Origin of the sequence: Luteococcus japonicus (assembly GCF_003752415.1) — a bacterium.
In the GTDB taxonomy this organism is placed as follows: Bacteria; Actinomycetota; Actinomycetes; order Propionibacteriales; family Propionibacteriaceae; genus Luteococcus; species Luteococcus japonicus.
In genome coordinates this window covers 2,968,145-2,993,680 of sequence record NZ_RKHG01000001.1, presented here as the reverse complement: position 1 = coordinate 2,993,680, position 25,536 = coordinate 2,968,145, and the positions used below count along the sequence as shown (strand labels likewise).

Here is a 25,536-nt window from a genome sequence, read left to right as displayed (position 1 = left end):
GCTCCTGCCGTCGACGGACTGGGGAAGAAGACATCAACGGCCTCCGTCCACCACCGTAGTGACCTTGGGCCGTGGCTCGCCAGCCTTGCGGGCCAGTGCCTTGCGCGCCGCCGGCTCCTGACGGGCACAGGCCAGCAGCACCGCGACGGCGAACAGGTTGGCCATCAGGGCGGAACCGCCGGCGGAGATGAAGGGCAGCGGGACGCCCACCACGGGCAGCATCTTCATCGCGACGCCGATGTTGACCAGGGCCTGGAACATGATCCAGCTTGTGGTGCCCGCCGCCAGCACCCGGATGTGCAGGCTGTCCGCGCGCATCGCGATCCGGAAGCCCGCGTAGCCGAGGACCGCGAACAGGAAGAGCACCGTCAGGGTTCCCAACAGTCCCAGCTCCTCGCCTATGACGGCGAAGACGAAGTCGTTCTGGGCTCCGTCGTTCAGGCCACCCCACTTCTGCCGCGACCCTCCCAGGCCACGTCCCCACCAGCCACCGGAGGCCAGGGCGTAGATGGCGCTCATCGGCTGCTGCGAGGCATTGGGGTCATCGGCGGCATTGCCGGTGATGAAGGCCGCGATGCGGGTCATGCGGTTGGGGCTGGTGACCACCAGGGCCAGCACACCCGTCATCGCGAGCCCCAGCAGCGCGCCCAGCATTCGCACCGGGATGCCGATCACGAAAAGGATGGAGAAGATGATCGCGCCGACCACCAGTCCGGTGCCCAGGTCCTTCTGGGCCAGCACCAGGATCTCGACCGTCAAGAAGCCGACCAGCAGGGGCAGCAGTTCCCTCGGACGGTCGAGCACCTTCTGCTTGGTGCCCACGACGGCGGCCGACCACATCACCAGCCCCAGCTTGGCGAACTCCGAAGGCTGGAGGCGCACCGGGCCGAGGTCCAACCAGGCCAGGTTGCCCTTGCCGGCGTCGCTGCCCAGGCCGGGTACGAAGATGGCCAGCAGGAGCAGCAGGGATCCGATGAAGGCCACCCAACCCAGTACCTTGAGCATCCGCTCCTTCTGGCGGCTCAGCCACCAGGCGATCGGCAGGCCCATGACCAGGAAGATCAGCTGGCGTTCAGCGATGTAGTAGGGGTCGCCCTTGTTGACGGCCTGCGAGTAGACCGAGGAACTGGACAGCACCATCAGGGCTCCGAGCCCCACCAGCAGCACCGCGGAGACCAGCACCAGGTACCAGGAGGCCATCGGCCGAGCCAGAGCGTCGCCGATCATGGTCAACCGGGTGGGGCCGGGGCGTACGGTGCTGCGGCTGGCCATCAGGCCCCCAGGCGGCGTGCGGCCTCGGCGAAGTCATTCCCACGGGCGTCGTAGCCGCTCCACATGTCCTGGCTGGCGCAGCCGGGTGCCATCAGCACGACGTCACCAGGCTTGGCCATGCCGGAGGCCGCGCGCACAGCCTCCTCCATGACGGAGGTCTCGGTGGAGTCGAGCACGACGACAGGGACCTCGGGCGCATGCTTCGCCAGGGCCTCGGCCACGACATGCCGGTCGACGCCCAGCAGGACCGCTCCGCGCAGCCGGCTGGCGTGGGTCTGGACCAGCTCGTCGAAGCTGGTGCCCTTGGCCTGGCCGCCCGCGATCCACACGATCGAGCCGAAGGCCCGCATCGAGGAGTTCGCGGCGTGCGGGTTGGTCGCCTTGGAGTCGTCGATCCAGCGAACCCCGTCGTGCTCGTGCACGGTCTGGATCCGGTGACCGCCGAGCTGGAGGTTGCGCAGGCCATCCGCCACGGCGCGCGGAGTGACGCCGAAGGAGCGGGCCAAGGCGGCCGCGGCCAGCGCGTTCTCGATGTTGTGCGGGGCATTGGGGTGCACGTCATCGACCCGCGCCAGCTCCATCGCGGAGTCCTTGCGCTGCTCGACGAAGGCGCGGTCCACCAGCAGGTCGTCGACCACGCCCAGCATGCTCATCCCGGGAACCCCCAGGGTGAAGCCGATGGCGCGGGCGCCCTCGATCACATCGGCCTGCTCCACCATCTGCTCGGTGGCCTGGTCCGCCACGTTGTAGACGCAGGAGTGGCGCACGTGGTGGAAGATGCGCGACTTGTCCGCACGGTAGCGCTGCATCGGGGACAACTCATCGTCGAAACCGTCGCCCTCGTACCACTGGAGGTGGTCGGGCTGCAGGTTCAGCACGGCCGCCGAATGCATCTGCACGCTGTTCATCCAGTGCAGCTGGAAGCTGGACAGCTCCACGGCGAAGACGTCGTAGGGGGTCTCGTCGAGGACGGCCTCCATCACGGGCCGGCCGATGTTGCCGACGGCGGAGGTCTTCAGGCCCGCCGCCAGCAGGATGGACTCCAACATCTGGGTGGTGGTGGTCTTGCCATTGGTGCCGGTGACCGCCAGCCAGGGCACGGTGCGGTCAGGGTGCTGCATCCGCCAGGCCAGCTCCACCTCGCCCCAGATCGGGATGCCACGGGCGGCGGCCTGCGCCAGCAGCGGCGCCGACGGGCGCCAACCGGGCGAGGTCACGACGAGGTCGACGTCGTCGGGAAGCGTGGTGGTGGTGCCCTGGCCGAGCTCGACGGTGGCGTCGAGCATCTCCAGCACGGTGCCCTTCTCCGTGTTGACCTGGTTGTCGTTCTCGTCCAGCACGCGCACCTGCGCACCGACCTCGAGCAGGCCGTCGGCAGCGGCGAAGCCGGAGGTCCCGAGGCCTGCCACGACGACCTTGGCCTGTGGCCAGGGCGAGAGCCTGTCAGCGTCGGCCATCCAGTCCAGAGCGCTCACTGCTGCCCCACCACCCATTCCGCGTAGAAGATTCCCAGCCCGGTGGCGACGGCGAGGCCACAGATGATCCAGAAGCGGATCACGACCGTCACCTCATTCCAGCCGAGCAGTTCGAAGTGATGGTGGATCGGCGTCATCTTGAAGATGCGCTTGCCACCGGTTGCCTTGAAGTAGCCCACCTGCATCATCACCGAGACGGTCTCCATGACGAACAGGGCACCCAGGATGACCAGCAGGAATTCGGTGCGGGTCATGATGGCCAGACCGGCCAGTGCCGCGCCCAGCGAGAGGGAACCCGTGTCGCCCAGGAAGATCTTCGCGGGCTTGGCATTCCACCACAGGAAGCCGAAGCAGGCGCCGGCCAGCGCCATCGCCACCACGGCCAGGTCATGGGGATTGCGCACCTCGTAGCAGCGCGGGCCCATGGTCGACTGGTTGCCGCACCACTGGTTGAACTGCCAGATGTTGATCAGGGCGTAGGCGCTGAAGACCATCGTCGCGGCACCCGAGGCGAGGCCGTCGAGGCCGTCGGTCAGGTTCACGGCATTGGAGGCACCGGCGATCAGCACGATCATCCAGATGATCGCGATGGCCGCGGGCAGCGCCAACCAGCTGATGTCGCGCAGGAAGCTGATCGCGGTGGACGCCGGACGGTAGCCCCGGTCATTGGGGAACTGCAGCGCCAGCCAGCCGAAGGAACCGGCCAGCAGGGCCTGCCCGACGAGCTTCGCGCGCCCCTGCAGGCCCAGCGAACGCTGCTTGGAGATCTTGGCCCAGTCATCCAGGAAGCCCAGCACGCCGTGCCCCACGAAGAGGTAGAGCACCAGCAGCGCCGAGATGGTGATGGGCGTCCAGGTGAGCAGGTGGGCCAGGAAGTAGGCCAGGACCACCGAGATGATGATCACCAGGCCGCCCATGGTGGGCGTGCCGCGCTTGGTGTGGTGCGCCGTGGGGCCGTCATCACGGATGAACTGGCCGTATCCCTTGCGTACCAGGAAACCGATCAGGATCCGGGTACCCAGCAGGGTCCCGACCATGGCCAGTCCCCCGGCCAACAGGATGTTCTTCACCGTTGCACTCCGCTCGTACCCGTCGTGGCGCCACCGGCCAGCAGCGCTTCGGCCACCTTCTCCAGGGCAAGGCCGCGCGATGCCTTCACCAGCACCACGTCGGCCGGCATCAAGACTAGCGATCTGGACACCTGGGCTGCCTCGCACTCGCGCGCCACGCCGCCGGCAGCACGGACCCCGGCGGCGATGTCCGCCGCGTGCTCGCCAATGGCGATCACCTCGTCCACGCCGCTGCGGGCGGCCAGCGCACCGGCCTGCCGGTGCAGGTCGGCCGCATCGTCGCCGAGCTCCAGCATGTCGCCCAGCACGGCGTATACCTTCGCGGACGGCACGGCCGCACGGCGGGCCTCACCGATCCGCCCGATGGTGCCGATCGCCTCGGCCATGGAGGAGGGATTGGCGTTGTAGGCGTCGTTCAGCACCGCGGCGCCGTCCGCGCGCACGTCCATCTGCATCCGCCAGTGACTGCGGGTGGTCGCCGCGGCCAGGCTGGCCGCGACCTGGGCCGGCTTGCACCCGGCGGCGATCGCGGCTGCCGCGGCCGCCAGTGCATTGGAGACCTGGTGGCTGCCGAGCAGCTGCAGTTGCACCGGGTGCTCGCTGGTCTGCCCGTCACGGGAGACCACCATCGTGAAGCCATATTGTTCGAGGGAATTGGCCGCGATGTCGCGGGCGCTGACGTACAGCTGACCCTCAGGAGCGGTGCCGTCCTGGGCAGTCCACCCGGTGCGGCTCCACCAGGCCAGACGGGCCCGGGTGCGCGAGGCCATGGCGGCCACCAGGTCGTCGTCGGCATTCAGCACGGCCCAGCCCTCGGCGGGCAGGCACTCGACGATCTCGCCCTTGGCCTGCGCAATCACCTCACGGCTGCCGAACTCGCCCAGATGGGCGGTACCGATGTTCAGCACCAGGGAGATGGTGGGGGCCGTCAGCGAGCACAGCCACGCGACGTGCCCCAGACCGCGGGCACCCATCTCACTGACCAGGAAGCGGGTCTGCTCGTCGACGCCACAAGCGGTCAGGGGGACGCCGATCTCGTTGTTGAAGGAGCCCACCGGGCTGACGGTGGGGCCGGCTGCCTCCAGCAGCTGGGCCAGCAGGTCCTTGGTGGAGGTCTTGCCGGAGCTGCCCGTGACGGCCAGGGTGACCAGACCGCGCTCCCGCTCGACGCCGACCAGCCCACGGGCCAGCAGGGACAGGCCCTGCACCGAGTCCTCGACGAGGACGTGCGGGAGCTCCGCGTCGGTCTGTCGGGTGGCGATCACCGCCGCGGCGCCGTTCTCGGCGGCCTGGGCCGTGAAGTCGTGCCCGTCGACCCGCTCACCGGGGATGGCGACGAAGATGCTGCCCGGCGTCGCCTGCCGGGCGTCGATCACGACGTCGGGGCCCAGACCCATGTCCGGCCCCACCAGCTCGCCACCGGCGAAGGCGGCCACCCGGGCCGCGTCAGTTCTCCTCATGGATCTTCTCCCACTCTTCCAGGACCACCTCGACGTCGTCGAAGTCGTGGACCGTCTCTCCGACGGTCTGGCCCTTCTCGTGTCCCTTGCCGAGCACCAGCACCACGTCCGCCGGACCGGCGGCGGCAAGCGCCGCGCCGATCCCGGCGCGTCGGCCGGCCTGCTCCACCACTTCTGCGCCGCCCGCGGCGCGTGCTCCCTCGACCACCGCGGCACGGATGAGCGCCGGGTCCTCCGTGCGGGGATTGTCATCGGTCACCACCACCATGCCGGTGCCGGCGGCCGCGGCCTGCCCCATCGGGCCCCGCTTGGCGGCGTCGCGGTCTCCCCCGGCTCCCACGACGACGATGGTCCTCCCGCCCGGACCGGGACGGGCGGAGCGAACCGCCTGCTCGATCGCCTGCGGGGTGTGCGCGAAGTCGACGTAGACCGTGGGGGCCTCGACACGCTCGGCCGTCGCAAGGCGTACCAGTTGCATCCGGCCCGGGACCTGGGCGTGCTTGATGCCCTCCAGCGCGGCGTCGGCGTCCAACCCGGCCTCGACGGCCATCGCCAGCGCCATCACGGCATTGCGGGCGTTGTAGTCACCGGGCAGGTCGATGGTGAACTCACGCTCGCCGACGGGGCCGCGGTAGCGCACCCGGCTGCCCGGCCCCTCGGGCGTGACCTCCAGCAACTGGTGGTCCGAGTCCCCGAAACCGGTGGTGACCAGGCGCGGCGCCCCGGCGGTGGTGATCCGCTCGGCCAGGATGCGGCCATGCTCGTCATCGGTGTTGATGACGGCCACCCGGCAGTGCTCGGCCTCGAAGAGCCGTGCCTTGGCCTCGAAGTAGTCCTCGATGGTGGGGTGGAAGTCTAGGTGGTCACGGCCCAGGTTGGTGAAGCCCGCGACGTCGAAACCGATGTGGTCCACCCGCTGCAGCGCCAGGGCGTGGGAGCTGACCTCCATGGCCACGCTGTCCGCCCCGCGCTCCAGCATCACGGCGAGCAGCGCCTGCAGGTCCGGCGACTCCGGCGTGGTGACGGTGGTGCGATTGCTGGGCAGCTCGACGCCGTCCAGCCGGAAGCCATTGGTCCCGATGGTCCCCACCCGGCGGCCTGCGGCCACGAGAGCCGCCTCCAGCAGGAAGGTGGTGGTGGTCTTGCCATTGGTACCGGTCAGGCCGAACATCATCAGCTGGTGCGTGGGCGAACCGAAGAGCGTCGCGGCGGCATCGGCCATGGCGTCGCGTGCATCGACGGCGACGACCACCGGGACCCCGGTGGCCCCGGCCTGCTGACGGCCCGCCTCGTCGGTGAGGATCGCGACGGCTCCCCGCCCGACCGCCCCTGGGGCGAACTGCGCACCGTGCGCGCGGGTTCCGCTCAGGGCGACGTAGAGGTCACCATGGGCCACGGTGCGGGAGTCCAGCGTGATGCCGCTGACCTCGACGGACTGCTCGGGCAGTTCGACGGCATCGTCGCCCGAGTCCTCGAACAGCTCATTGAGCTGCCGGACCGGGCGTGCGGCGGGACGCAGGAGGTTCTGGCTCGTCACGGTTCATACTCCAGCGGCTTCTCGGGTGCGGGTGTGGTGGAGGGCAGGACGCCGTAGCGCGGCAGGGCGAGCTTCATGACCTCCTGGGTCACTGGCAGCGCCACCTCGGATCCCTGGTGGCCGTCCAGCGGCTCGTCGAGCAGCACGTAGACCAGGATCTGCGGGTTCTCGGCGGGGGCTGCCATCACGAAAGAGGCGGTGTATCCGTCGTATCCGCCCTTGCCGTCGGCGCGCTCGGCGGTGCCGGACTTGCCGATGGCACGGTAGCCGGGGATGGCGCGCTTCTTGGGATCCAGGGTGATCACGGCCTCCATCATGTCCCGCACCTCGGCCGAGGCCTCCTTGGAGATGACGCGACGCGGCTCCTTCGCCGGGAGCTTGGCGGGCTTGCCGTCGCTGCCGGTGGCGGCCTTCACCATCGTCGGCGGGTTGTAGACGCCGTCGTTGACGACGCCCGCGACGGCGGCGGCCTCCTGGATCGGGGTGGTGGACAGGCCCTGGCCGAAGGCGATCTGGTCCCGTGAGTAGTCGGCCATGTCCGGCTTGGGGATGATGCCGGCGGACTCCCCGGGCAGCTCCACCCCGGTCTTGCTGCCCAGACCGAAGTCCTTGAGGTACTGCACCAGGCTGGGCTTGTCCAGCTGGCGGGAGAGCATTGCGGTGCCGATGTTGGAGGACTTCGCGATCACGCCGCGGGCCGTCATCGGGACATCACTGTGGGCATAGGAGTCACGGATGTAGCCTCCGCCGGACTCGAGCTTGCTCGGCACCAGCACCCGGGTGTCGGCCTTGACCAGGCCCTTGTCCGCCAGGGCGGCCATGGTCAGCACCTTCTGCACCGACCCCGGGTCGTAGATGGCCTCGACGGAGCGGTTGACCAGGCCGCTCTTCGCGGCGGCCTCACTGATCTTGTTCGGGTCGTAGCTGGGCACATTGGCATTGGCCAGCACCTCCCCGGTCTTGACATTCATCACGATGGCGGTGCCGGTGGTGGCCGCGGCCTGGGCGGTGTACTTGGCCAGGGCGGCCTCCGTGGCCTGCTGGAGGGTGGCATCGATGGTCAGCGTGTAGTCATTGCCGTCGACGGCCGGGGTGAGCACGTCGGTGCCCAGCGGGATGCGCCCATAGGCGGAGCTCTCGTAGACCTCGCGGCCGGCCGTGCCGGTCAGCTCGGGGTCCAGGAACTTCTCGACCCCGGTCAGGGCCTTCACGTGCGGCTCCGGATCAACCTCGCTGCGGACCACGCCGATCAGGTTGCCGCCCACGGAGCCCGACGGGTAGATGCGCTTGGGATTGTCCTGCTTGTACAGGCCGTACCAGTAGGGCGAGCCCTTGGCGACGCCCTCTACGGGTCCGCCGGCCCGCAGTTCCTTGTTGATCCCGTTCCAGACGCTGGCCTCCACCTGCGGCGCGACAACCTTCCAGCTGAGCAGCTCACCGTCCTTGCCCTTGGCGGTGAGCGACTTCAGGTAGTCCGCCTCCTTGCCACCCAGGTGCTTGGCGAGGATCTTGGACATCGCCGGAGCATTGGCGTTGGCGGTCTTCTGCTGCTTCTCGGTCAGGTCGACGCGCTTGTCCACGCCATTGCGGGCGATCATGCTCGGATCGGCGACGATCCGCACGGCGGGGACGGTGGTTGCCATCACGGTTCCGAAGCGGTCGCTGATGGTGCCACGCTGGGGAACCAGCGGAACGGTGTGGGTCATCTGCTGGGCCGCCTTGGCGGCATAGGCCTTGGAGTCGAAGGCCTGCAGCTGCAGCGCTCGTCCCATGAACAGGGTCACGGCCACCAGGATCGCCAGGAGCATCCAGCGCAGCCGCTTGTCCGGTTCTGCGAGCTGGATCCGGGAGGTGTCCAGCCATGACCCTCGGGGTGCGGGCCGACGGGTGGGCTGCTTGCCCGCCATCAGCGGCCTCCGGTGCTGCTCTTCGCCTTGGCGGCCGCAGCGGCCTTCTGCTTCGCCGCGGCATCCGCCTTCTTCTTCGCCGCGGCATCCGCCTTCTGCTTGGCCTCGGCGGCCTTGATCCGGGCGATCCTGTCCTGTTCCGCCTTCTTCGCGGCCGCGATCCGGCGCGCCTTCTCTGCGGCCTCCTTGGCCCTGTACTGAGCCTTGGCCTGGGCGATCCGGGCGGTCACGGTGTCCGCGCCGACGTACTTCTGGTCCGGCATCTCGGAGCCGTTGACGGCCATCGGCTCACCGATCACCTGCCCGGGCTTGCCGTCGGCGCCCAGCTTCACGAAGACGGGGTGCGGATTGGGGCGAAGCCCCAGTTCCCATGCGCGGGTGGCGAGGTCCGAGGAGGAACGCAGCTGTTCCACCTTCGCGGTCAGCGACGCCTGCTGGTGGCCCAGGTCGTCGGCCTCGCGCTGGGCGACGGCCACGGTCTGGGCGCGCTGCTGGATGTGGGTGTTGAGCAGCAGGATGCCCACCATGCCGGCACCGAGCAGGGTGGTGAGGAAGATGATGAAGCCGACGCGGGAGAGCTTCAGCGGACTGGATGCGACGGGGCGCAGCACCGGCCTCTCGGCGCGCGGACCGGACGTCCTGGTCTGCTCCAGCGGTGCCAGCAGTGCGCTCATCGTGCCCTCCTGATGCGTTCGGCGACGCGCAGCCGGGCGGAGGCTGCGCGTGGGTTGGCAATGGTCTCGTCCTCGCTGGCCTTCTCCGCGCCGCGGGTCAGCAGCCGCAGTTCGGGCTGCATGGACTCGGGCACCACGGGCAGGTTGCGCGGTGCGGAGTCGGTGGAGCCGGTCCGGAAGAGGTTCTTGACCATCCGGTCCTCCAACGAGTGGTAGGCCAGCACGGCCAGCCGACCACCGACGGTCAGCGCGTCGAGCGCCGCCGGCAGCACCCCCTCGAGCGCCTCCAGCTCCGCGTTCACCTCGATCCGAAGGGCCTGGAAGGTCCGCTTGGCGGGGTGTCCCCCAGTCTTGCGGGCGGCCATCGGGATGGCGTCGCAGATCACCTGCACCAGCCGGGCGGAGTCCGTGAAGGGCTCGACCTCGCGGGCCGCGACGACTCGCCGCACGATCCGGTCCGCGAAACGCTCCTCGCCGTAGACGCGCAGGATGCGCACCAGGTCGCGCGGCTCGTAGGTGTTGAGCACCCCGGCCGCAGTGAGCTCCTGCTTTCCGTCCATCCTCATGTCCAGCGGGGCGTCGACGGAATAGGCGAAGCCTCGTTCGCGGCGGTCGATCTGCATGCTGGACAGGCCGAGGTCCAGCAGCATGGAGTCGATGTGTCGCACGCCGAGTTCCTCCAGGACCTCCGGCAGCTCGTCGTAGACGGCCTCGACGGGGGTGAAGCGGTCTCCGAATCCCTCGAGTCGCTTCGTGGCGATGGCCAGGGCATTGGGGTCCCGGTCTATGCCGATGACGCGGGCGGTGGGGCAGGCCTGCAGTACCGATTCCGCGTGGCCGCCCATGCCCAGGGTGCCGTCGACGTGGATGCTGCCCGGGGCCTCCAGCGCGGGAGCCAGGAGTTCGAGGATCCGGTCACGCATCACAGGGATGTGGATGCGGGCAGGATCGACCACAGCCTCGACGGACTCCTCCGTCAGCTCGGTCCCGACCATTCTCGCCACCCATCCATTCGTTTGCGCCCAGGGGTTTCAACCCGGGATTCCTGGGGTATGCACCCCGCGGGAAGGACCACCTGGCACCGGGGAAGGTGAGCCAGGGGGTCGGAACCCCGGATTGAAGCCTCAGGGCGCAATCCGTTTCCCATCGTTGGTCCAACCCGACCTCACAGGCCGGGGAAGACCTCCTCGTTCATCTCGGCGAAGACCGATTCCTGCTGCGCGGAGTATTCCTCCCACGCGGCGACGTCCCAGACCTCGACCCGGTTGATGGCACCCACCACGACGATCTGGGACTCCAGACCCGCGTAGCTGCGCAGCTGGGGCGGGATGGTGACTCGCCCCTGCTTGTCCGGCGTCTCGTCCGAGGCCCCGGCCGCCAGCATGCGCTGGAAGTCACGGACCTGCTTCAGGGTCGTCGGAGCGGTGCTCACCTGCTTGGTCATCTCGACGAAGGTGGCCGTCGGGTAGATCGCCAGACAGCGATCCTGACTCCTGGTGATCACCAGGCCCTCGGCCAACTCGTCGCGAAACTTCGCCGGCAGGAAGAAACGACCCTTCTCGTCGATCTTCGGAGTATGGGTACCCAGGAACACCTGGCCACCTCCGCTCACTCCACGATCACGCCGATTTCCTCCACTTGACTCCACAATACTCCACAACCCTCCACTTCAAACACCTTCCACTCCCCTTTCGCTCCATTTGGGGCATCTTCAGGTCCGCCGACCCCCGTCCGGTGACGTTGGGATGAAGGGGTGTGCACGGTACGATTCACCAAGCAGTTGGTCATCAGACCGGCCGTCCTATGCCAGCAACGCCAAGGCGCCCTCGAGTGCCCGACATGAAGGAGAACCCGGTGGAGCAGAATGGGGCCGAGAGCCGCAACCTGTCCGACGTGGTAGAGGTGATGGGCCAGGTCCGCACCGCCATCGAGAGCGTCATCGAGGGCAAGACCGAACAGATCGACATCGCCCTGGCGGTGCTGCTGGCCGAGGGCCACCTGCTCGTCGAGGATGTCCCAGGCGTCGGCAAGACGATGCTGGCCAAGGCCCTGGGCCGCTCGATCGACTGCAGCGTGCGCCGCCTGCAGTTCACGCCCGACCTGTTGCCCAGCGACATCACCGGCGTCAGCATCTACAACCAGGACACGCACGACTTCGAGTTCAAGCCCGGCGGCATCTTCGCCAACATCGTGGTGGGCGACGAGATCAACCGCGCCTCCCCCAAGACGCAGTCCGCACTGCTCGAGGCGATGGCCGAGCGCCAGGTCTCCAGTGACGGCATCACCCACGAGCTGTCCGCGCCCTTCATGGTGGTGGCCACCCAGAACCCGATCGAGATGGAGGGCACCTACCCCCTGCCCGAGGCCCAGCGTGACCGCTTCATGGCCCGGATCGAGATGGGTTACCCGACGCGCGCCTCCGAGCTGGACATGCTGGATTCGCACGGCGGCTCCAACCCTCTGGAGAGCCTGCAGCCCGTCACTGACGCCGAGACCATCGTCGCCCTGATCCGCGCCGTCAAGGACGTTTACGTCGCGCCGGCCGTGAAGGACTACATCGTCGGCGTCGTCGCCGCCACCCGCGCCAGCAAGGACCTGCGTCTGGGTGCCTCCCCGCGCGCCAGCCTGCACCTGCTGCGGGCCGTGCGCGCCCAGGCGGCCCTGCAGGGCCGCGACTACTCCATCCCGGACGATGTCCAGGCCCTGGCCCGCGTCGTACTGGGCCACCGCGTGCTGCCCTCGGTGCAGGCACAGCTGGCCGGACGGACGGTTGCCGAGATCATCGATGCCGCGGTGGAGACCGTGGCCATCCCCGACCGAAGGTGAATTCTTGATCGCCAAGTCCTGGCGAGCGCTCACACCCCGAGGCAAGGCATTCCTTGTCCTCGGGGTGGTGCTGCTGATCGCCTGCATGGCCTTCGGCCAGCGCGATCTGGCACGGGTGAGCATCCTGCTCATCCTGCTGCCCGTGGCCGCCATCGGCGTCGTCGGCCGTTCCCGCCTCCACCTGGTCAGCGAACGCACCATCGACCCGCCCCGCGTCACGCTGGGCGAACGGATGGACGCGACGCTGGACCTGCGCAAGGCCGGCGCCCTTCCTGTTGGCCTGCTGCGCTTCGAGGACACCGTTCCCCGTGAGCTGGGACGCCGCCCGCGCTTCACCATCCACACCTTCGCCGGTGACTGGAAGCGCCAGCTCACCTACCCACTGATGGGTCTGGCCCGCGGTCGTTACCGCGTCGGCCCACTGCTGGTGCGCGCCGTGGACCCCTTCGGCCTGGCACAGATCGACCGCCAGTTCCGCGCCTCCAACGAGGTGCTGGTCACCCCGGAGGTCGTGCCGCTGACTCAGATGGGCGCCGCCGCCGGCAACAATGCCTCGGGCGAGTCCACCCCGCAGAAGATCGGCCTGGTGGGCCAGGACGACGTGCTGGTGCGCGAATACCGCGACGGCGACGACGTGCGTCGCATCCACTGGCGCTCCACGGCCCGCAAGGGCGAGATCATGGTGCGCCGCGAGGAGCAGGCGTGGGACCCGAGCGTGACCATCCTGCTCGACTCCCGCGAGAGCTCGCACGCCGGCACCGGCCGCACCTCCAGCTTCGAATGGGCCGTCTCGGCCGCCACCAGCATCGCCCACCACCTGATCACCAATGGATACCGGCTGGCGATGGTGGACTCCGAAGGACTGGTGCCCACCTCCAGCGCCGAGGACCCCTATGCCGCCCGGGAGGCCGTCCTGCTCGCGATGACCGACGAGGACACCTGCGCCATCGACAGCCTGGAGACCGCGCTCGAGACCAACCTGCAGCGCCAGGGAGAGATGCTGGTGGCCGTCCTGGGCCGCCTGTCCCCCGATGACGTGACGGCGCTGGCCACCGCCCGGCGCGGCCGCACCGTCGGCCTGGCCATCGTGCTGGACGTCGACTCCTTCACCATCCGCGGCCTGCGGGCCGAACCCGAGGTCATTGCCCAGCACGAAGAATGTGTCCGCCAGCTGTCCGAGGCCCAGTGGCGCGTCGTGCAGGTCAAGCGTGGCAGCTCCGTCGCCGAGGCCTGGGCCGAACTCGAACGCCGAGGAGGTGGCGCATGATGCGCCCGTCCGATCGTCTGACGCTGGCCGTCGCCCTTGCCATGCTGCTGGGGCAGTTCAGCCTGGTTCCGCTGACCCAGGACCGGCTCTTCCTGGCCCAGGGCGCCGGGGTCATCCTGCTGCTGCAGGTGCTCTCCCTGCTCCTGCGACGCTTCGGCCTGCCCGCCATGGTGGTGCACCTGGCACAGCTGGTGAGCCTGACAGCCGTCGGTCTTGGCCTGGGGCTGCTGGCCCAGCCCGCCGCGGACCGCGGCATCACCCACCTGCCCGCACTGCTCTCGCGAGCCGTGATGCAGATCCGCGTCGAGCTGGCCCCGATGACACCGACCGCCGCGGTCACCTGGCTGATGGTGCTGCTGATCGGACTGGTCACCATCGTCGCCGACATCCTGGTGGTCACCCTGCAGGCCACCGCCTGGATGCTGGCCCCGCTGCTCACGCTCTACCTGATCCCGGCACTGGCCATCGGCCGTGACGTCTCCTGGTGGGTCTTCGCACTGCTCGGCGTGGGCTACCTCGTCGTCCTGGTGGCCGACGGCATCAACGAGAACTCCGCCTGGACCAGGAACCTGGCCAGCGACTCCGCCCACAACCCGCACTCCAAGGCCGGCGCGCTGCGCCTGGGTGCCCTGGTGGGTGTCCCGGCCCTGGTCCTGGCGCTCGGACTGGGCGCCATCGTCCCCCGGCTGGGCAACCTGGACATCGAGTCCGCCCGTCCCCGGGGCAGCGGCCCGCTGGAGATGGCGGACCCCACCATCGACCTCTCGAAGAACCTGAACCTTCCGGTGGACCGCGTCGTGCTGACCTACAAGGCCGACGAACCGCTCTACCTGCGCACCGCCTCACTGACCGTGATGGATGCCAAGGGCTGGCACATGTCCCCGGTCCAGCTCAAGGACGGCGCGCTGCCCGCACCCCCCGGACTGACCACCCCGGGCAAGCAGGTCACTGCGGAGATCTCCGTGCAGGACCTGTCCGGCGAGTACCTGCCCGCGCCCTATGCCCCCCAGAGCCACACCGCCGAGGGCCGCTGGCGCTATGACCCGCAGACGCTGACGATCCTGTCCACCGAGGACGAGAACCGCACCGATTCGATCCGCAACAAGACCTACCAGGTGACCTCGGCGCTGAACGATCCTCAGGCCGAGAACTTCACCCTGGCCGAGAGCGGCACCCCCTCCGATGCCAAGACGACCGCGGCAGTGCCCAATGACGTCCCCAAGCCGATCATGGACATTGCCCATGACGTCACGAAGGGCGCGTCGACGCCGGTGCTGAAGGCGGCCGCCATCCAGGCCTACCTGTCCAGCCCTCGCAACTTCGGGTACTCCACCACCGCCCCGCCCGGCGACGGCTTCGAGGTGCTGACCAACTTCCTCACCAAGGACAAGACCGGCTACTGCGTGCACTTCGCTTCCGCGATGGCCCTGATGGCACGCATCGAGGGCATCCCCTCACGCGTCTCGGTCGGTTTCCTTCCCGGCGAGAAGAAGGGCGACCACTACGAGGTCAAGGCCAGCAACATGCACGCCTGGCCGGAGCTGTACTTCAAGGACTACGGCTGGGTCCGCTTCGAGCCCACCAGCCGCGTCGCCTCCGCCCCGGAGTGGTCCCTGGTCAACAAGGACGTCAAGCCGCTGCCCTCCGCCACCGCATCGGGTGGTGCCAGCTCCAAGGCCCCCAGCAAGTCCCCCAGCTCCGCCTCGGCCAGCCCGAGCTCCTCGGCCAGCAGCATCGACCCCACCCCAGCCGGCGAGCCCACCGCCTGGACGAAGATCATCAAGTGGGGTGCCGGCATCCTGGGTCTGCTCGGACTACTCTCGCTGCCCTCGATGATCCGCCTGCTCAGCCGCTCACGTCGTCTCGACGCATCCGCCGATCCGTACGACCGGGTCACCCGCGGCTGGCTGGAGCTGCGCGACACCCTGCACGACCTCGGGCAGCCCTGGCCGCAGGGCACGCCGCGGGAGAATGCCGCCGCGCTGTCCCCCCACTTCGACGAGCGGGGAGGCGAGGCGCTGGACCGGCTCGCCATGGGGGTCGAACGTTCCCGCTATGCCCGCACGCTGGGCGAGCTGGGCAATGTGGGCGACGACGTGCGGGAGCTGCGCAACCAGCTGCTGGCCGGCGCCACCACCGGTGGCCGGATGCTGGCGCTGCTGCTGCCCCGCTCGCTGTGGAAGCGACTCACCGGCACCGCCGACGGTCACGTCGCGGTGCGTCAGGAGACCGACCACCAGCACTACGTGTCCTGATCGTTTGACCTTGACACAGTGTCAAGGTGTCTCCTGTTTCCCAGGAGGTGGCCACATGAGCCCACGACAGTTCTCCCCGCGAGCCCAGAGCCTTGCCGACGCATTGGGCGCCGGCGACTCGTCCGCCCGGCTATCGGCAGCGATGGCGGCCGGTTCCCCGCCCGAGGCCAGCCTCGTGAAGGTCGTGATCATGCGGTGCGGCATCGAGCCGGACTTCTTCGTGCGCGACATGCTCACCTGGGCGCTGGTCCAGCTGCCCGCCGAGCTGACCCTGCCCCGCCTGAAGCCCGAGCTGGAGTCACGCAATCCGCAGGCACGCAGCCAGGCCCTGCACAGCCTGTCCAAGATCGCCGAACCGAGCACCTGGCCCTGGACCACCCAGGACATGCTGCGTGACCCCCTCGGTACGCACCCTGCACCGTGGCGAACCCGCCCAGCGCCAGCAGGTCGCGCTGGGGCAGGGCCAGACCGCACCGGCCCTGCCCCCCGCCACCCTGGTCCGGGCGCTCGTGGGAGAGTCCGACGCCCATGTGGCCGGCGCCCTGGGTTGGGCGCTGGCGCGCCTCGGCCCGGCCGCGATCGAGCCGCTGTCCGAGGCCGCGCGAGAGGCTGATCCCACCGTGCGGCGGCGGGCCGTCCTCACCATCAGCAAGTTCCCCGCGGATGCCACGCTCGGTGCTCACCACCGCCCTGCCCGACAGCGACCCGGGGGTGCGGCGGCATGCGGCCATGACCCTGTCCGGGCAGGGCATCGCTGCCGCCATCCCGGTGCTGTTGGGTCTGGTGGTGGATGGTGACCACGACGTCGAGGCCGCCGAGAGCCTCGCCCGGCTGAGCGGCTCCGCCGACCTCGTCGACGACGTCATGGATGCCGTCGACGCCGCCCTGGCCGCTCCCTCGACTCCGGCGCCGGCACGTGCTCGGCTGGCCCAGGCGCTCGTCGAGATCGCAACCCCTCGTGCCCGCGCACGCCTCGTCAGCTCACAGGCGACCCGGATCCCCAGGTGGCCCTGCTCGCCCTGGCCCTGATCTCCTGAGGGTGGCTCAGCGGCCGCCCTCCTGACGCCAGCGCTCACGCGCACGGTCCAGGTGCTCGTCGTCCAAGGGGCTGCCGGGCATGCGTGATGACCGAGGCATGGCGCGCGGTGCGCGGGGTTTCCCCTCGCCCACGGCGCGCAGCTGTTCGGACAGGGAGACCGCGGAGATCAGCATCACGACGAAGCCCAGCACACTGACCACGGGGTGCAGCTGCATGCCGCCGATCAGGCCGACCAGCCCGACGGCGAGCCCCAGCAGCATCACTCCCGCATGGCGCCGCTGAAGGCGCGGGGCGGGCCCGTCACCACGCAGTGCTCGGGCCAAGGTGGGGTCATCGGCGGCCAGAGAGGCCTCCAACTGTTCGAGCAAGCGCTGTTCCTGCTCCGAAAGAGCCATCGCTGCCTCCTTGGTCCGTCACCGCCGGCCGGGTCCGTCGGTTACCCTCCAGTGTAGGTCGGCCGACGGCCCGGCGGAAGGCGCGGGGGGGCCCGGTTCAGCGACGGGTCAGCGACGCCCGCTGCACCGCGGCCGGTCCGAAGCGGTTGACCACCTCGTCGGCCACCAGTTCCACCTCCCGCATCCCCCGCTCCGGGGCATCCAGTGGCAGCTGCTGGAAGGCCTGGTCCGCCTCCACCAGGCCCTCCACCCTGACCCCCACCCGTCGGATCCGGGCCCGCTGCAGCTTCAACCTGCCGAAGGCCCGCCAGGCGCCGTCGAAGACCTCGTCGGTGACATCGGTGAGACTGTCCAGCGTGATGGTGCGGCTGGTGGTGGAGAAGTCCGCGAAACGCACCTCCACGCACACCACCCGGCCCAACATCCGTGCCCGACGCATCCGGGAGGCCACGCGGCCGCTCAGCCGCAGGATCTCGGTGCGGACCATGGCCGCGTCATCGGTGTCCCGGGCGAAGGTCTCCTGCGCCCCGATGGAGCGTTCGGTCTGCTCCGGCACCACCCGTCGGGCATCCCTGCCCCACGCCAGGTCATGCAACTGGCCGCCCTGGTTGGCCCCGAAGGCGCGCTGCAGCGTCGCCCGCGGGGTGTGCGCCAGGTCCGCCACGGTCAGCAAGCCCAGCTTGTGCAGCCTCCCGGCCGTCGAGGGGCCCACCCCCCACATCGCCTCCACCGGCAACGGGTGCAGGAAGTCCAGCACCTCCTGCGGGCGCACCAGCACCAGCCCGTCGGGCTTGGCCTGCTTGCTGGCCAGCTTGGCGACGAACTTGCTGGGCCCGATCCCCACCGAGCAGGGCACCTGCTGTTCGTCGGCCACCTGGGCGCGCAGCCGCTCCCCGATCATCACCGGGTCCCCCAGCCGGCGAAGCGCGCCGGTGATGTCCAGGAAGGCCTCGTCGATGCTGGCCGCCTCCACCTGCGCGGTGACGGTCTCGAAGATCGCGAAGACGCCGTGCGAGACCACCTGGTAGGCGTCGAAGTCCGGAGGCACCGCCACCGCCTGTGGGCACAGCCGCCGGGCACGCGTGGAACTCATCCCGCCCTCGATGCCATACCGCCGGGCCTCGTAGTTGGCGCTCAGCACCACGCCACGATGCGCTCCCCCGACGTACATCGGACGACCCCTGAGCTCCGGGCGCCGGGCCATCTCCACCGATGCGTAGAAGGCGTCCATGTCCACGTGCAGGATCACCCGGTTCATCGTCCGGAGCTTCCTGGTGAGGAGTGCCACAGCTTGCGTGGCGCCTGGCTGGCGGGCACCCCTGCGGGTTTCACGTCGGCATAGGGCGACTGCTTGAAGCCGCTGGCATGCACCAGCACTCGGCGCTGTCCCATCCCCCCGGCGCGAGTCCGCCCCTCCCCAGGCCCTTCGGCAGGCTCGGGGGACGAGGAGGTGGCTGGCTCGGGGACGGAGGGACGGGCAGGCACCCGCTCCACAAGCTCCAGCACCGCGGCCAGAGCCTGGCGTCGGGAGGCGCCGGTCTCCAGCCTCTCCCGCCAGACCTGGTGCAGTTCGGTCAGGTCCCAGGCGCCGGTGGCGCGCAGCGAGACCCCGCGCGGGCCGGTGCGACGCAGCTCGCCGCGCACCACCAGCAGCCAGGAGGAGAAGACGGTGCTGGCATAGGGCCCCTGGGCGTCCTCGAAGAAGGTGCAGTCCACTGGTCCGGTGGCGTCGTCGAGGGTGAGGAAGACCACCCGTCGGCCCGAACGCACCGGCGGGGTCTGGGTGGCCACCTTGACCCCCGCCACCAGCAGGTCCGCCTTCTGCCGGTGCTTCAGCAGGTCCGTGGAGCTGACGGTGGCCAGCTCGTCGAGCAGGTCCCGGTAGCCGTCGACCACGTGCCGGCTGACGTCCAGGCCAAGGATCTCCAGCTCGGCCGCGAGCCGCTCGTCGTGGTCCATCTCCGGCAGGCCGGTGGCCGCGACGTCGGTGGGGACCTCGACGAGCTCGGCCGACGAGACGGGCAGCTCGGCCGGCGAGACGGGCTCGGTGAAGTCCAGCGCCAGCTGCACTCCGGCCATCCGGTCGGCGGCATGGCCGGGCGTCGTGCCGCTGCGCCGCAAGCCACGGGCGCGGCTGGCGGTGCGGGCATCCACCCGGGACTGGCGCACCAGGTCAGCCAGGGCCAGCAACAGGTCACGGCGGGTCAACCGGCCGTGACGCAGCACCGACGAGGGCCTGCCGACGCCGTACATCCCGTCGAAGGCGCCCGCCAGCACCAGGTTCTCGGCCAGGGGTGCACTGACCTGGGCACGGGCCCAGAAGTCGCTGAGGCTGGTGAAGGGCTGGGCGGCGACGATCCGGGCCACGTCCAGTTCGCTGATCCCCTTCACGTCCGCCAGGCTGATCCGGATCCCCCATCCCCGCCCGTCGGGGAGCCCCTCGACAGGCTCGGGGATCTCGGCCATCGTGAGGGACTCCACCCGATAGGTGGCACCCGAGAGGTTCACGTCCGCGCCCAGCACCTCGATGCCGCAGCGACGGGCCTCCTCCAGCACCAGGCGCTTGGGGTACATCCCTGGGTCATGGGTCAGCACCCCGGCCAGGAAGTGGGCCGGATGGTGCCGCTTCAGCCAGGCCGACTGGTAGGTGGGCAGCGCGAAGGCCGCGGCGTGGGCCTTGCAGAAACCGAAACTGGCGAAGGACTCCAGCACGTGCCAGACCCGTTCCACCACCCGCGACGAGTAGCCACGCCCACGAGCCAGGGGCACGAACCAGTCCTTCACGTCGAGCTGCCCCGCGGGGTCGCCCAGGGCCCGTCGGGCCTCGTCACCCTGGGCCAGGCTGCAGCCGGTCATCACGGAGATGATCTTGATGATCTGTTCGTGGAAGACCACCACCCCGCCGGTCTCGGCCAGCACCGGTTCAAGATCAGGATGCAGGTAGCGGGGCGGTGACCATCCCTGACGGGCATTGAGGAAGGGGATCACCATGTCCGACTTCACCGGCCCGGGACGGAAGAGGGAGATGTCGATGATGATGTCGTTGAAGGTGGAGGGGCCGAACTTGCCGACCAGTTCGCGCTGACCGGGTGACTCGATCTGGAAGCAGCCCAGGGTCTGGGCGTGGCCGATCATGTCGTAGACCTCCGGATCGTCGAAGGGGGCCAGTGCGTCGATGTCCGGGGCGCTGCCGGTGGTGCGCCCCAGCTCGGTCAGGGCATGGGACATCGACGACTGCATCCGGATGCCCAGCACGTCGAGCTTGAGCAGGCCGATGTCCTCCACGTCGTCCTTGTCGAACTGGCTCATCGGGAATCCGCTGAAGCTGGTTTCCAGTGGAGTGCGTTCGCGCAGCGTCGAGTCGCTCAGGATCACCCCGCAGGGGTGCAGGGCGACGTGTCGGGGCAGTCCGTCGAGGGACTCGACCAGCTCGAAGAAGAGGTCCAGACGGCGTTCGGCCAGGCCGGCGGCGCGCAGTTCGGGCAGGTCCCGCAGGGCCTTGCGGGCGTCGCGGGCACGGATGTGTGGGAAGGCCTTGGCGATGGCGTCGGCTTCGTTGGGCGGCATGCTGAGCGCGGCGGCGACATCGCGCACGGCGTGGCGCACCCGGTAGGTCTCCAGCATCGCGACGCAGGCCACCCGGTTGCTGCCGAAGGTGGCGAGGATCTTCTCGTAGATCTCCGTGCGACGGGCGGACTCGACGTCGAGGTCGATGTCCGGCAGCGCCTGGCGCAGCGGGGACAGGAAGCGTTCCATCACCAGCCCGTACCGGATCGGGTCCACCCCGGAGATGCCCAGCAGGTGGTTGACCAAGCTGCCGGCCCCCGAACCGCGGGCGGCGCAGCGGATGCCCATGTCGCGCACCAGCTGCACCACCTCTGCGACGGTCAGGAAGTAGGAGACGTAGCCCAGCCGGGCGATCACGTCGAGTTCGTCATCGAGCCGGGAGCGCACGGCCTCGGTCATGGCGCCATAGCGGTCGGCGACACCGGCCTCACAGCGGCGGCGCAGTTCCGCCATGGCCTGCTCGGTGGTGGTGCCCAGGGTCTCGAATTCCGGCAGGTGGACCTCACCCAGACCCAGGTCGCCTCGGGGGTCCAGCCGGCAGCGCAGCGCCAGCATCCGGGTGTCGGCCAACAGTCGCTCGGCACCTCGCTCCCCACGCCCGGAGAGCCTGGCCACGTGTTCGGCCAGCTGCAGCATCTGCTTGCCACTCTTGAGGTGTGCCTCGGCATTGCGCCGGTCCACAGTGCGGGCGTCCAGCGGGACGAGCCGCCGGGCGGCGTCCAGCACGTCGAGGGTGACTGCCTGGCGACGTTCGACCATCCGGACCTGGTTGGTGAGCACACCGGTCAGGCCGTGCTCGTCGGCGATGGCGAGCATCCCGGCGGCCTGGTGGGCGCTGCCGATCCCGTGACCGCCGGCCTGGTGGTTGGTGACGGCGACGACCAGCTGGGCCGGGTCCACCACATCCAGCCAGCGACGCAGTTCGGCGCGGGCCAGGTCCGGCTGACCGGAGGCAATGTGCAGCCCGTACTGGCTGTCCGCACCGAGGGTGACCACCAGATCCCCACCTGAGGCATGGGAGGCGAGCAGTTCCCGGCTGGCGACGGGCCGCCCCCTGTCCCCACCCAGATGGGTGTCGGTGACCAGCCCGCACAGCTGGGCCCAGCCGGCGCGGGAGGTGGCGGTGGCGACGACCCGGGGCAGCCGCGGGTCGCGCATCCTCGTCACCTGGGCGCTGCGACGCTGGTCGTCGAAGGGCACGGCCAGGTCCACGCCGATGACGGGCGCCACGCCGGTGCGCAGGCAGGCCTTGGCGAAGCGGATGGCGCCGTAGAGGCCGTCGCGGTCGGTCAGGGCAAGGGTGTCCATGTCCTGGGCCGCGGCCGCGGCGACGAGTTCTGCGGGGTGGCTGGCGCCGTACTGCAGGGAATGGCCGGAGGCCACCCTCAGGTGCACGAAGGGATCCATCACACCCTCAGTCCATGACGGCGCGCAGCTGCCAGCTGCCGTCGGAGGGCTTGTTTACCAGTTCGTAGATGCCGCGGCTGAAGGAGCGGCCATTGGCGGCCTCCACCCGCCAGACCTCCCGCTCGCACAGCAGGTCCGCGTCGGCCCCCTCGTCCGGGGATCCGGCGGTCCAGTCCCCGCGCACGGCCCGTGCCCGGGGGGAGTCCCACCAGGCGCCGGACTCGATCCAGCGCTCCTGCAGCGCCAGCACCCGCCACAACCGGTTGCGCCACAGGAACTGGCTGGGCCCCTCCTGCTCACCGACGCGACCCAGCCGCACCTCGATCCGCTCGTCGAACCTGCGCATCCCACACCTCCGACCTTGAATCGAACAATCGTTCGAACACGGAGAACTATAGATGCCTCCTCCGACAAAAGGTCAAGCTCGCAGAAGGACCAGTGAGTGAGTCATGATGGATCCATGCCGTCCGCCAGCCCCAACTCCTCCGGACCGGGTCTGCCGACGGACTTCGCGGCCGTGCTGTCCGCCGCCATCGCCCAGCGAAACCTCACCCTGGACCGCATCGCCCAGCACCTGCGCGAGAGCGGAACCCCCATCTCCATCGCCACCCTGAGCTACTGGCAGACCGGCCGTTCCCTGCCCACCCGCACCCGCTCCCTGATGGCGCTGCGGGAACTGGAGAAGGTGCTGCGCGTCCCCGACGGAGGCCTGACCGGAGCCCTGCCGCAGGGCGCCAACCGCAATCCGCGGATCAGCGGCGCCCTGATCCGGATTGGCTTCAACCCGGACCCGGACTTCGCCAACCAGACCCTGCAGGACAGCATCGAGTTCAGCCTGGCGCGTACCACCCAGAGCGAGACGACCCGCCAGCTGTTGCGCGCCGAGACGGCCTGCCTGCACCGCATTCCCCTGGTCCTTCGCCAGGAGGCGTCCTCCCGATGCCTGCCTGTCGTCGAGCCAGTCGCCGGCTGCTCCTTGGGCGATGTGACCACGGTGGACAACGGCCTGGTGATCGCCGAACTGAAGCTGTCACGCCCCGTGTCCCAGGGCGAGACGGCCCAGATGGAGTACCGCGTGGTCTGGGACATCGCCGACGATGAGGACTTCGGTTTTGCCCGCGTCCTGCCCAGGCCGATCGACCACCTGGCCATAGACGTGCACTTCCTTGACCGGCGTCCCCGCCTCGCGACCTACACCGTGCGGCCGGGAGCCGAGAACGAGGACCAGCACCCCGCGTCACAGCAGCTCGAGCCCACCCGCCTCGTCCAGCTCTCCCTCGCCGACCCCATCCCCGGCGTGCACCAGCTTGGCTGGGAGTTCTGACACGAGGCACTCGTCGACCTGTCCTAGTCTTCTGGGCATGGAACTTCTCCCCATGACCTTCGCCACCGGGTGGGCCTCCGGCCTCAACGCCTGGGCCACCGTGCTCGTCCTGGGACTGCTCGGCCGTTTCGCGAATGTCGGTGAGGTTCCGCTCGGCTTCCAGCGCACCGATGTGCTCGCCGTGATGGCCGTACTGGCCACCATCGAGCTGCTGGCGGACAAGATCCCCCTGGTGGACTCCACCTGGGATGCCGCCTCCACCGTGGTGCGACCCGTCGCGGGTGCCGTGATCGCCGCACTGATCGCCGGCAACACCGGTTCGCTGACCACCATCACCCTGGCCGGCGTCGGCGGCGTGAGTGCCCTGCTCAGCCACATCACCAAGTCCGGGCTGCGGCTGGCCATCAACACCTCCCCGGAACCGGTCAGCAATGTGACCGCCTCGGTGGCCAATGACGTCTCGCTGGTGGCCGTGTTGGCGCTGGCCGCGGAGCACCCCGTCCCGGCCGCCGTCGCCGCCGGCGTGATCCTGCTGGTGGGGCTGGTGCTGTTCGCGCTGGTCTTCGCCCAGATCCGACGAGGAGTGGGTGTGGTGCGCCGCAACCTGGCCCGGCTGCGCTCCGGCGGGGCGGGCCTGTGACGGCCGCGTCCTCGAACTCCCCGGCCACCGTGCTCGTGACCGGCGCCACCCTGTCCGGAATGGCAGCGGCGGCCCGGCTGGCGAAGGCCGGGCACCACGTCGTCCTGGACTCCGACGGCCTGCCCGACGGTGGCCACTGGGCTGCCCACTCCCACCTGGGCGTGGAGGCCGATGAGCTGCCGCAGCTCTTCCGCCTGCCGGCCACCTGGCGGGACCTGTTCAAGAAGTCCGGCCGCGCCCTCGACGCGGAACTGGCCCGCAACCAGCTGCGGCTGGTGCCAGGACCTCCGCAGGTGCACCGCTTCGCCGACGGGCGCGAGCTGCACCTCCCGGCCGAGCGGGGGGCCCAGTTCCATGCCATCTCCGAGGCCTTCGGTACGCCCGCCGCACAGCGGTGGACGGCCCTGCTCGACAGTCTCGACGAACTGTGGCAACAGCTGCGGATAGTAGGGCTGGAGAGGCCGGTGGGCCCCGATACCTTCAACCGCGCCACCCGTGCCGCACTGCTGGCCAACAGCAGCCTCGACGAACTGGCCGAGCAGTCCGGCGATCCCCGGCTGGCCCGGATCGTGCGTAGTCAGGGACCGCTGGCGGGAGCCGCCCCCGGCCGCCTGCCCGCCCTGCTGGCCGTGCGGCTGGTGCTGCACCGCCGCTTCGGCTTCTGGCAACTCGTCGATGCCGACGGCGTCGCAGTGCGCGCCTCCCGGATGGTGGACCTGCTCACGGACCGGCTGCGGCTGCGCGGCGTCGAGCGGACGGGCGAACCCGAACCCCTGCTGGGATCCGGCCTGCCGGACCTGTCCCCCATCCAGCCGGGCAGCACGGCACCGGCCGATGTGCACCTGGACGCACTGCCCCGTCGTGCCATGAGTTTCCTGGGGCGTCCCGTGGGGCGCCCCGCCATGGCGCCGACGGTGCGCCAGGTGCTGGCCGACCGGATGCCCGAGGAATTGGAAGGCCTCTCCCTGTCCCCCGAGGAGACGGAGGTCTCCCACGGGATCGTCGAGGTGGTGGACCACTCCGCCGGCGCGCCCGTGGTCACCTGGCACCGCCCGCTGCCTGACGGACGGGTCCTGCAGACCATCCACGACCACAACCAGCCACGCCCCGACCTGGCCTGGGGCCTCGCGCCCAACTCCTTCCGGGCCTGGCAGCAACGGCCCCTGCTCGGCGGAGACGGAACGTGGGCCGCGGCGTCCACCAGCCATGCGGGCCCGGACCCGTGGGGGGAGCTGTTGAGCGCCGCACTGGCCGTCTACGAGATCCATGAACACCTGACGGGCGATGACATCCGGCCCACGAACAAGGAGCAGCCGCGGCTGCCCCGGCAGGCGCGCCCGAGCGGCGGCTGACGCGTCGCGGCAACTGGCGTAAAGTGGTGAGGCAAGTCTTCAGTGAGGAATCCCTTTGACCGAGCCGCA

The 25,536-nt window shown here is 69.8% G+C and carries 21 protein-coding genes; 8 read left to right on the top strand and 13 right to left on the bottom strand.

The features are described 5' to 3' along the window. Positions 1-33: 33 nt before the first annotated feature. From ftsW to mraZ, 9 genes are all read right to left on the bottom strand, one after another. Positions 34-1,272 carry a putative lipid II flippase FtsW gene (gene ftsW / locus EDD41_RS14215; RefSeq protein ID WP_245995660.1) on the bottom strand — a complete coding sequence of 413 codons (1,239 nt, stop codon included), beginning with the start codon at positions 1,270-1,272 and terminating at the stop codon, positions 34-36. Then, entirely contained in the window at positions 1,272-2,765 is a 1,494-nt protein-coding gene (gene murD / locus EDD41_RS14210; protein ID WP_094766116.1) for a UDP-N-acetylmuramoyl-L-alanine--D-glutamate ligase, read from the bottom strand. Before murD ends, ftsW begins: the two co-directional genes overlap by 1 nt. Beyond that, complete coding sequence (gene mraY, locus EDD41_RS14205; protein WP_123576353.1) at positions 2,744-3,817, bottom strand: phospho-N-acetylmuramoyl-pentapeptide-transferase; 1,074 nt, start codon at positions 3,815-3,817, stop codon at positions 2,744-2,746. The genes murD and mraY overlap by 22 nt, the downstream gene beginning before the upstream one ends. Further along, on the bottom strand, positions 3,814-5,277 hold the full coding sequence (locus EDD41_RS14200) for a UDP-N-acetylmuramoyl-tripeptide--D-alanyl-D-alanine ligase (RefSeq protein WP_123576352.1): 1,464 nt from the start codon (positions 5,275-5,277) through the stop codon (positions 3,814-3,816). The genes mraY and EDD41_RS14200 overlap by 4 nt, the downstream gene beginning before the upstream one ends. Next, on the bottom strand, positions 5,264-6,814 hold the full coding sequence (locus EDD41_RS14195; protein WP_245995659.1) for a UDP-N-acetylmuramoyl-L-alanyl-D-glutamate--2,6-diaminopimelate ligase: 1,551 nt from the start codon (positions 6,812-6,814) through the stop codon (positions 5,264-5,266). The genes EDD41_RS14200 and EDD41_RS14195 overlap by 14 nt, the downstream gene beginning before the upstream one ends. Beyond that, complete coding sequence (locus EDD41_RS14190; RefSeq protein WP_123576351.1) at positions 6,811-8,721, bottom strand: peptidoglycan D,D-transpeptidase FtsI family protein; 1,911 nt, start codon at positions 8,719-8,721, stop codon at positions 6,811-6,813. Before EDD41_RS14190 ends, EDD41_RS14195 begins: the two co-directional genes overlap by 4 nt. After that, positions 8,721-9,395, bottom strand: coding sequence for a cell division protein FtsL (gene ftsL, locus EDD41_RS14185; protein WP_123576350.1), 675 nt, complete (start codon positions 9,393-9,395; stop codon positions 8,721-8,723). The genes EDD41_RS14190 and ftsL overlap by 1 nt, the downstream gene beginning before the upstream one ends. Next, complete coding sequence (gene rsmH / locus EDD41_RS14180; protein ID WP_123576349.1) at positions 9,392-10,390, bottom strand: 16S rRNA (cytosine(1402)-N(4))-methyltransferase RsmH; 999 nt, start codon at positions 10,388-10,390, stop codon at positions 9,392-9,394. Before rsmH ends, ftsL begins: the two co-directional genes overlap by 4 nt. Positions 10,391-10,560: 170 nt before the next feature. After that, positions 10,561-10,989, bottom strand: coding sequence for a division/cell wall cluster transcriptional repressor MraZ (gene mraZ / locus EDD41_RS14175; RefSeq protein ID WP_123577135.1), 429 nt, complete (start codon positions 10,987-10,989; stop codon positions 10,561-10,563). A 245-nt stretch (positions 10,990-11,234) separates the two neighbouring features. Between mraZ and EDD41_RS14170 the strand changes: the two genes are divergently transcribed. From EDD41_RS14170 to EDD41_RS14150, 5 genes are read left to right on the top strand one after another with little or no spacing between them, the layout of a single operon-like run. Further along, positions 11,235-12,221 carry an AAA family ATPase gene (locus tag EDD41_RS14170; protein ID WP_123576348.1) on the top strand — a complete coding sequence of 329 codons (987 nt, stop codon included), beginning with the start codon at positions 11,235-11,237 and terminating at the stop codon, positions 12,219-12,221. Positions 12,222-12,225: 4 nt separating this feature from the next. Beyond that, positions 12,226-13,488 carry a DUF58 domain-containing protein gene (locus EDD41_RS14165; protein WP_170165396.1) on the top strand — a complete coding sequence of 421 codons (1,263 nt, stop codon included), beginning with the start codon at positions 12,226-12,228 and terminating at the stop codon, positions 13,486-13,488. Then, positions 13,485-15,743, top strand: coding sequence for a transglutaminase TgpA family protein (locus EDD41_RS14160; protein ID WP_123576347.1), 2,259 nt, complete (start codon positions 13,485-13,487; stop codon positions 15,741-15,743). Before EDD41_RS14165 ends, EDD41_RS14160 begins: the two co-directional genes overlap by 4 nt. Before the next feature lie 55 nt (positions 15,744-15,798). Next, positions 15,799-16,356 carry a HEAT repeat domain-containing protein gene (locus EDD41_RS16635; protein ID WP_143814038.1) on the top strand — a complete coding sequence of 186 codons (558 nt, stop codon included), beginning with the start codon at positions 15,799-15,801 and terminating at the stop codon, positions 16,354-16,356. A gap of 50 nt (positions 16,357-16,406) precedes the next feature. Next, entirely contained in the window at positions 16,407-16,772 is a 366-nt protein-coding gene (locus tag EDD41_RS14150) for a HEAT repeat domain-containing protein (protein ID WP_123576346.1), read from the top strand. 15 nt (positions 16,773-16,787) lie between these two features. Here the strand turns inward: EDD41_RS14150 and EDD41_RS14145 are convergent, their stop codons facing one another. The 4 genes from EDD41_RS14145 to EDD41_RS14130 all read right to left on the bottom strand — a co-directional run bounded on the left by EDD41_RS14145 (position 16,788) and on the right by EDD41_RS14130 (position 22,497). Further along, entirely contained in the window at positions 16,788-17,177 is a 390-nt protein-coding gene (locus EDD41_RS14145; RefSeq protein ID WP_123576345.1) for a DUF3040 domain-containing protein, read from the bottom strand. Positions 17,178-17,274: 97 nt separating this feature from the next. Further along, on the bottom strand, positions 17,275-18,435 hold the full coding sequence (gene dinB / locus EDD41_RS14140) for a DNA polymerase IV (protein WP_123576344.1): 1,161 nt from the start codon (positions 18,433-18,435) through the stop codon (positions 17,275-17,277). Further along, positions 18,432-22,151 (bottom strand): DNA polymerase III subunit alpha, encoded by a 3,720-nt coding sequence (locus EDD41_RS14135; RefSeq protein WP_123577133.1) that lies wholly within the window; start codon positions 22,149-22,151, stop codon positions 18,432-18,434. Before EDD41_RS14135 ends, dinB begins: the two co-directional genes overlap by 4 nt. 7 nt (positions 22,152-22,158) lie before the next feature. Beyond that, entirely contained in the window at positions 22,159-22,497 is a 339-nt protein-coding gene (locus tag EDD41_RS14130) for a DUF6504 family protein (RefSeq protein WP_123576343.1), read from the bottom strand. A gap of 114 nt (positions 22,498-22,611) precedes the next feature. On the opposite strand from EDD41_RS14130, the gene EDD41_RS14125 reads away from it, so the two are divergent. From EDD41_RS14125 to EDD41_RS14115, 3 genes are read left to right on the top strand one after another with little or no spacing between them, the layout of a single operon-like run. Next, complete coding sequence (locus EDD41_RS14125; protein WP_123576342.1) at positions 22,612-23,475, top strand: hypothetical protein; 864 nt, start codon at positions 22,612-22,614, stop codon at positions 23,473-23,475. Positions 23,476-23,512: 37 nt separating this feature from the next. Beyond that, the gene (locus EDD41_RS14120) at positions 23,513-24,115 is read left to right on the top strand and encodes a DUF4126 domain-containing protein (RefSeq protein WP_123576341.1); all 603 of its coding nucleotides are present in this window, start codon (positions 23,513-23,515) and stop codon (positions 24,113-24,115) included. After that, on the top strand, positions 24,112-25,467 hold the full coding sequence (locus EDD41_RS14115) for a phytoene desaturase family protein (protein WP_123576340.1): 1,356 nt from the start codon (positions 24,112-24,114) through the stop codon (positions 25,465-25,467). Before EDD41_RS14120 ends, EDD41_RS14115 begins: the two co-directional genes overlap by 4 nt. Positions 25,468-25,536: the final 69 nt, after the last annotated feature.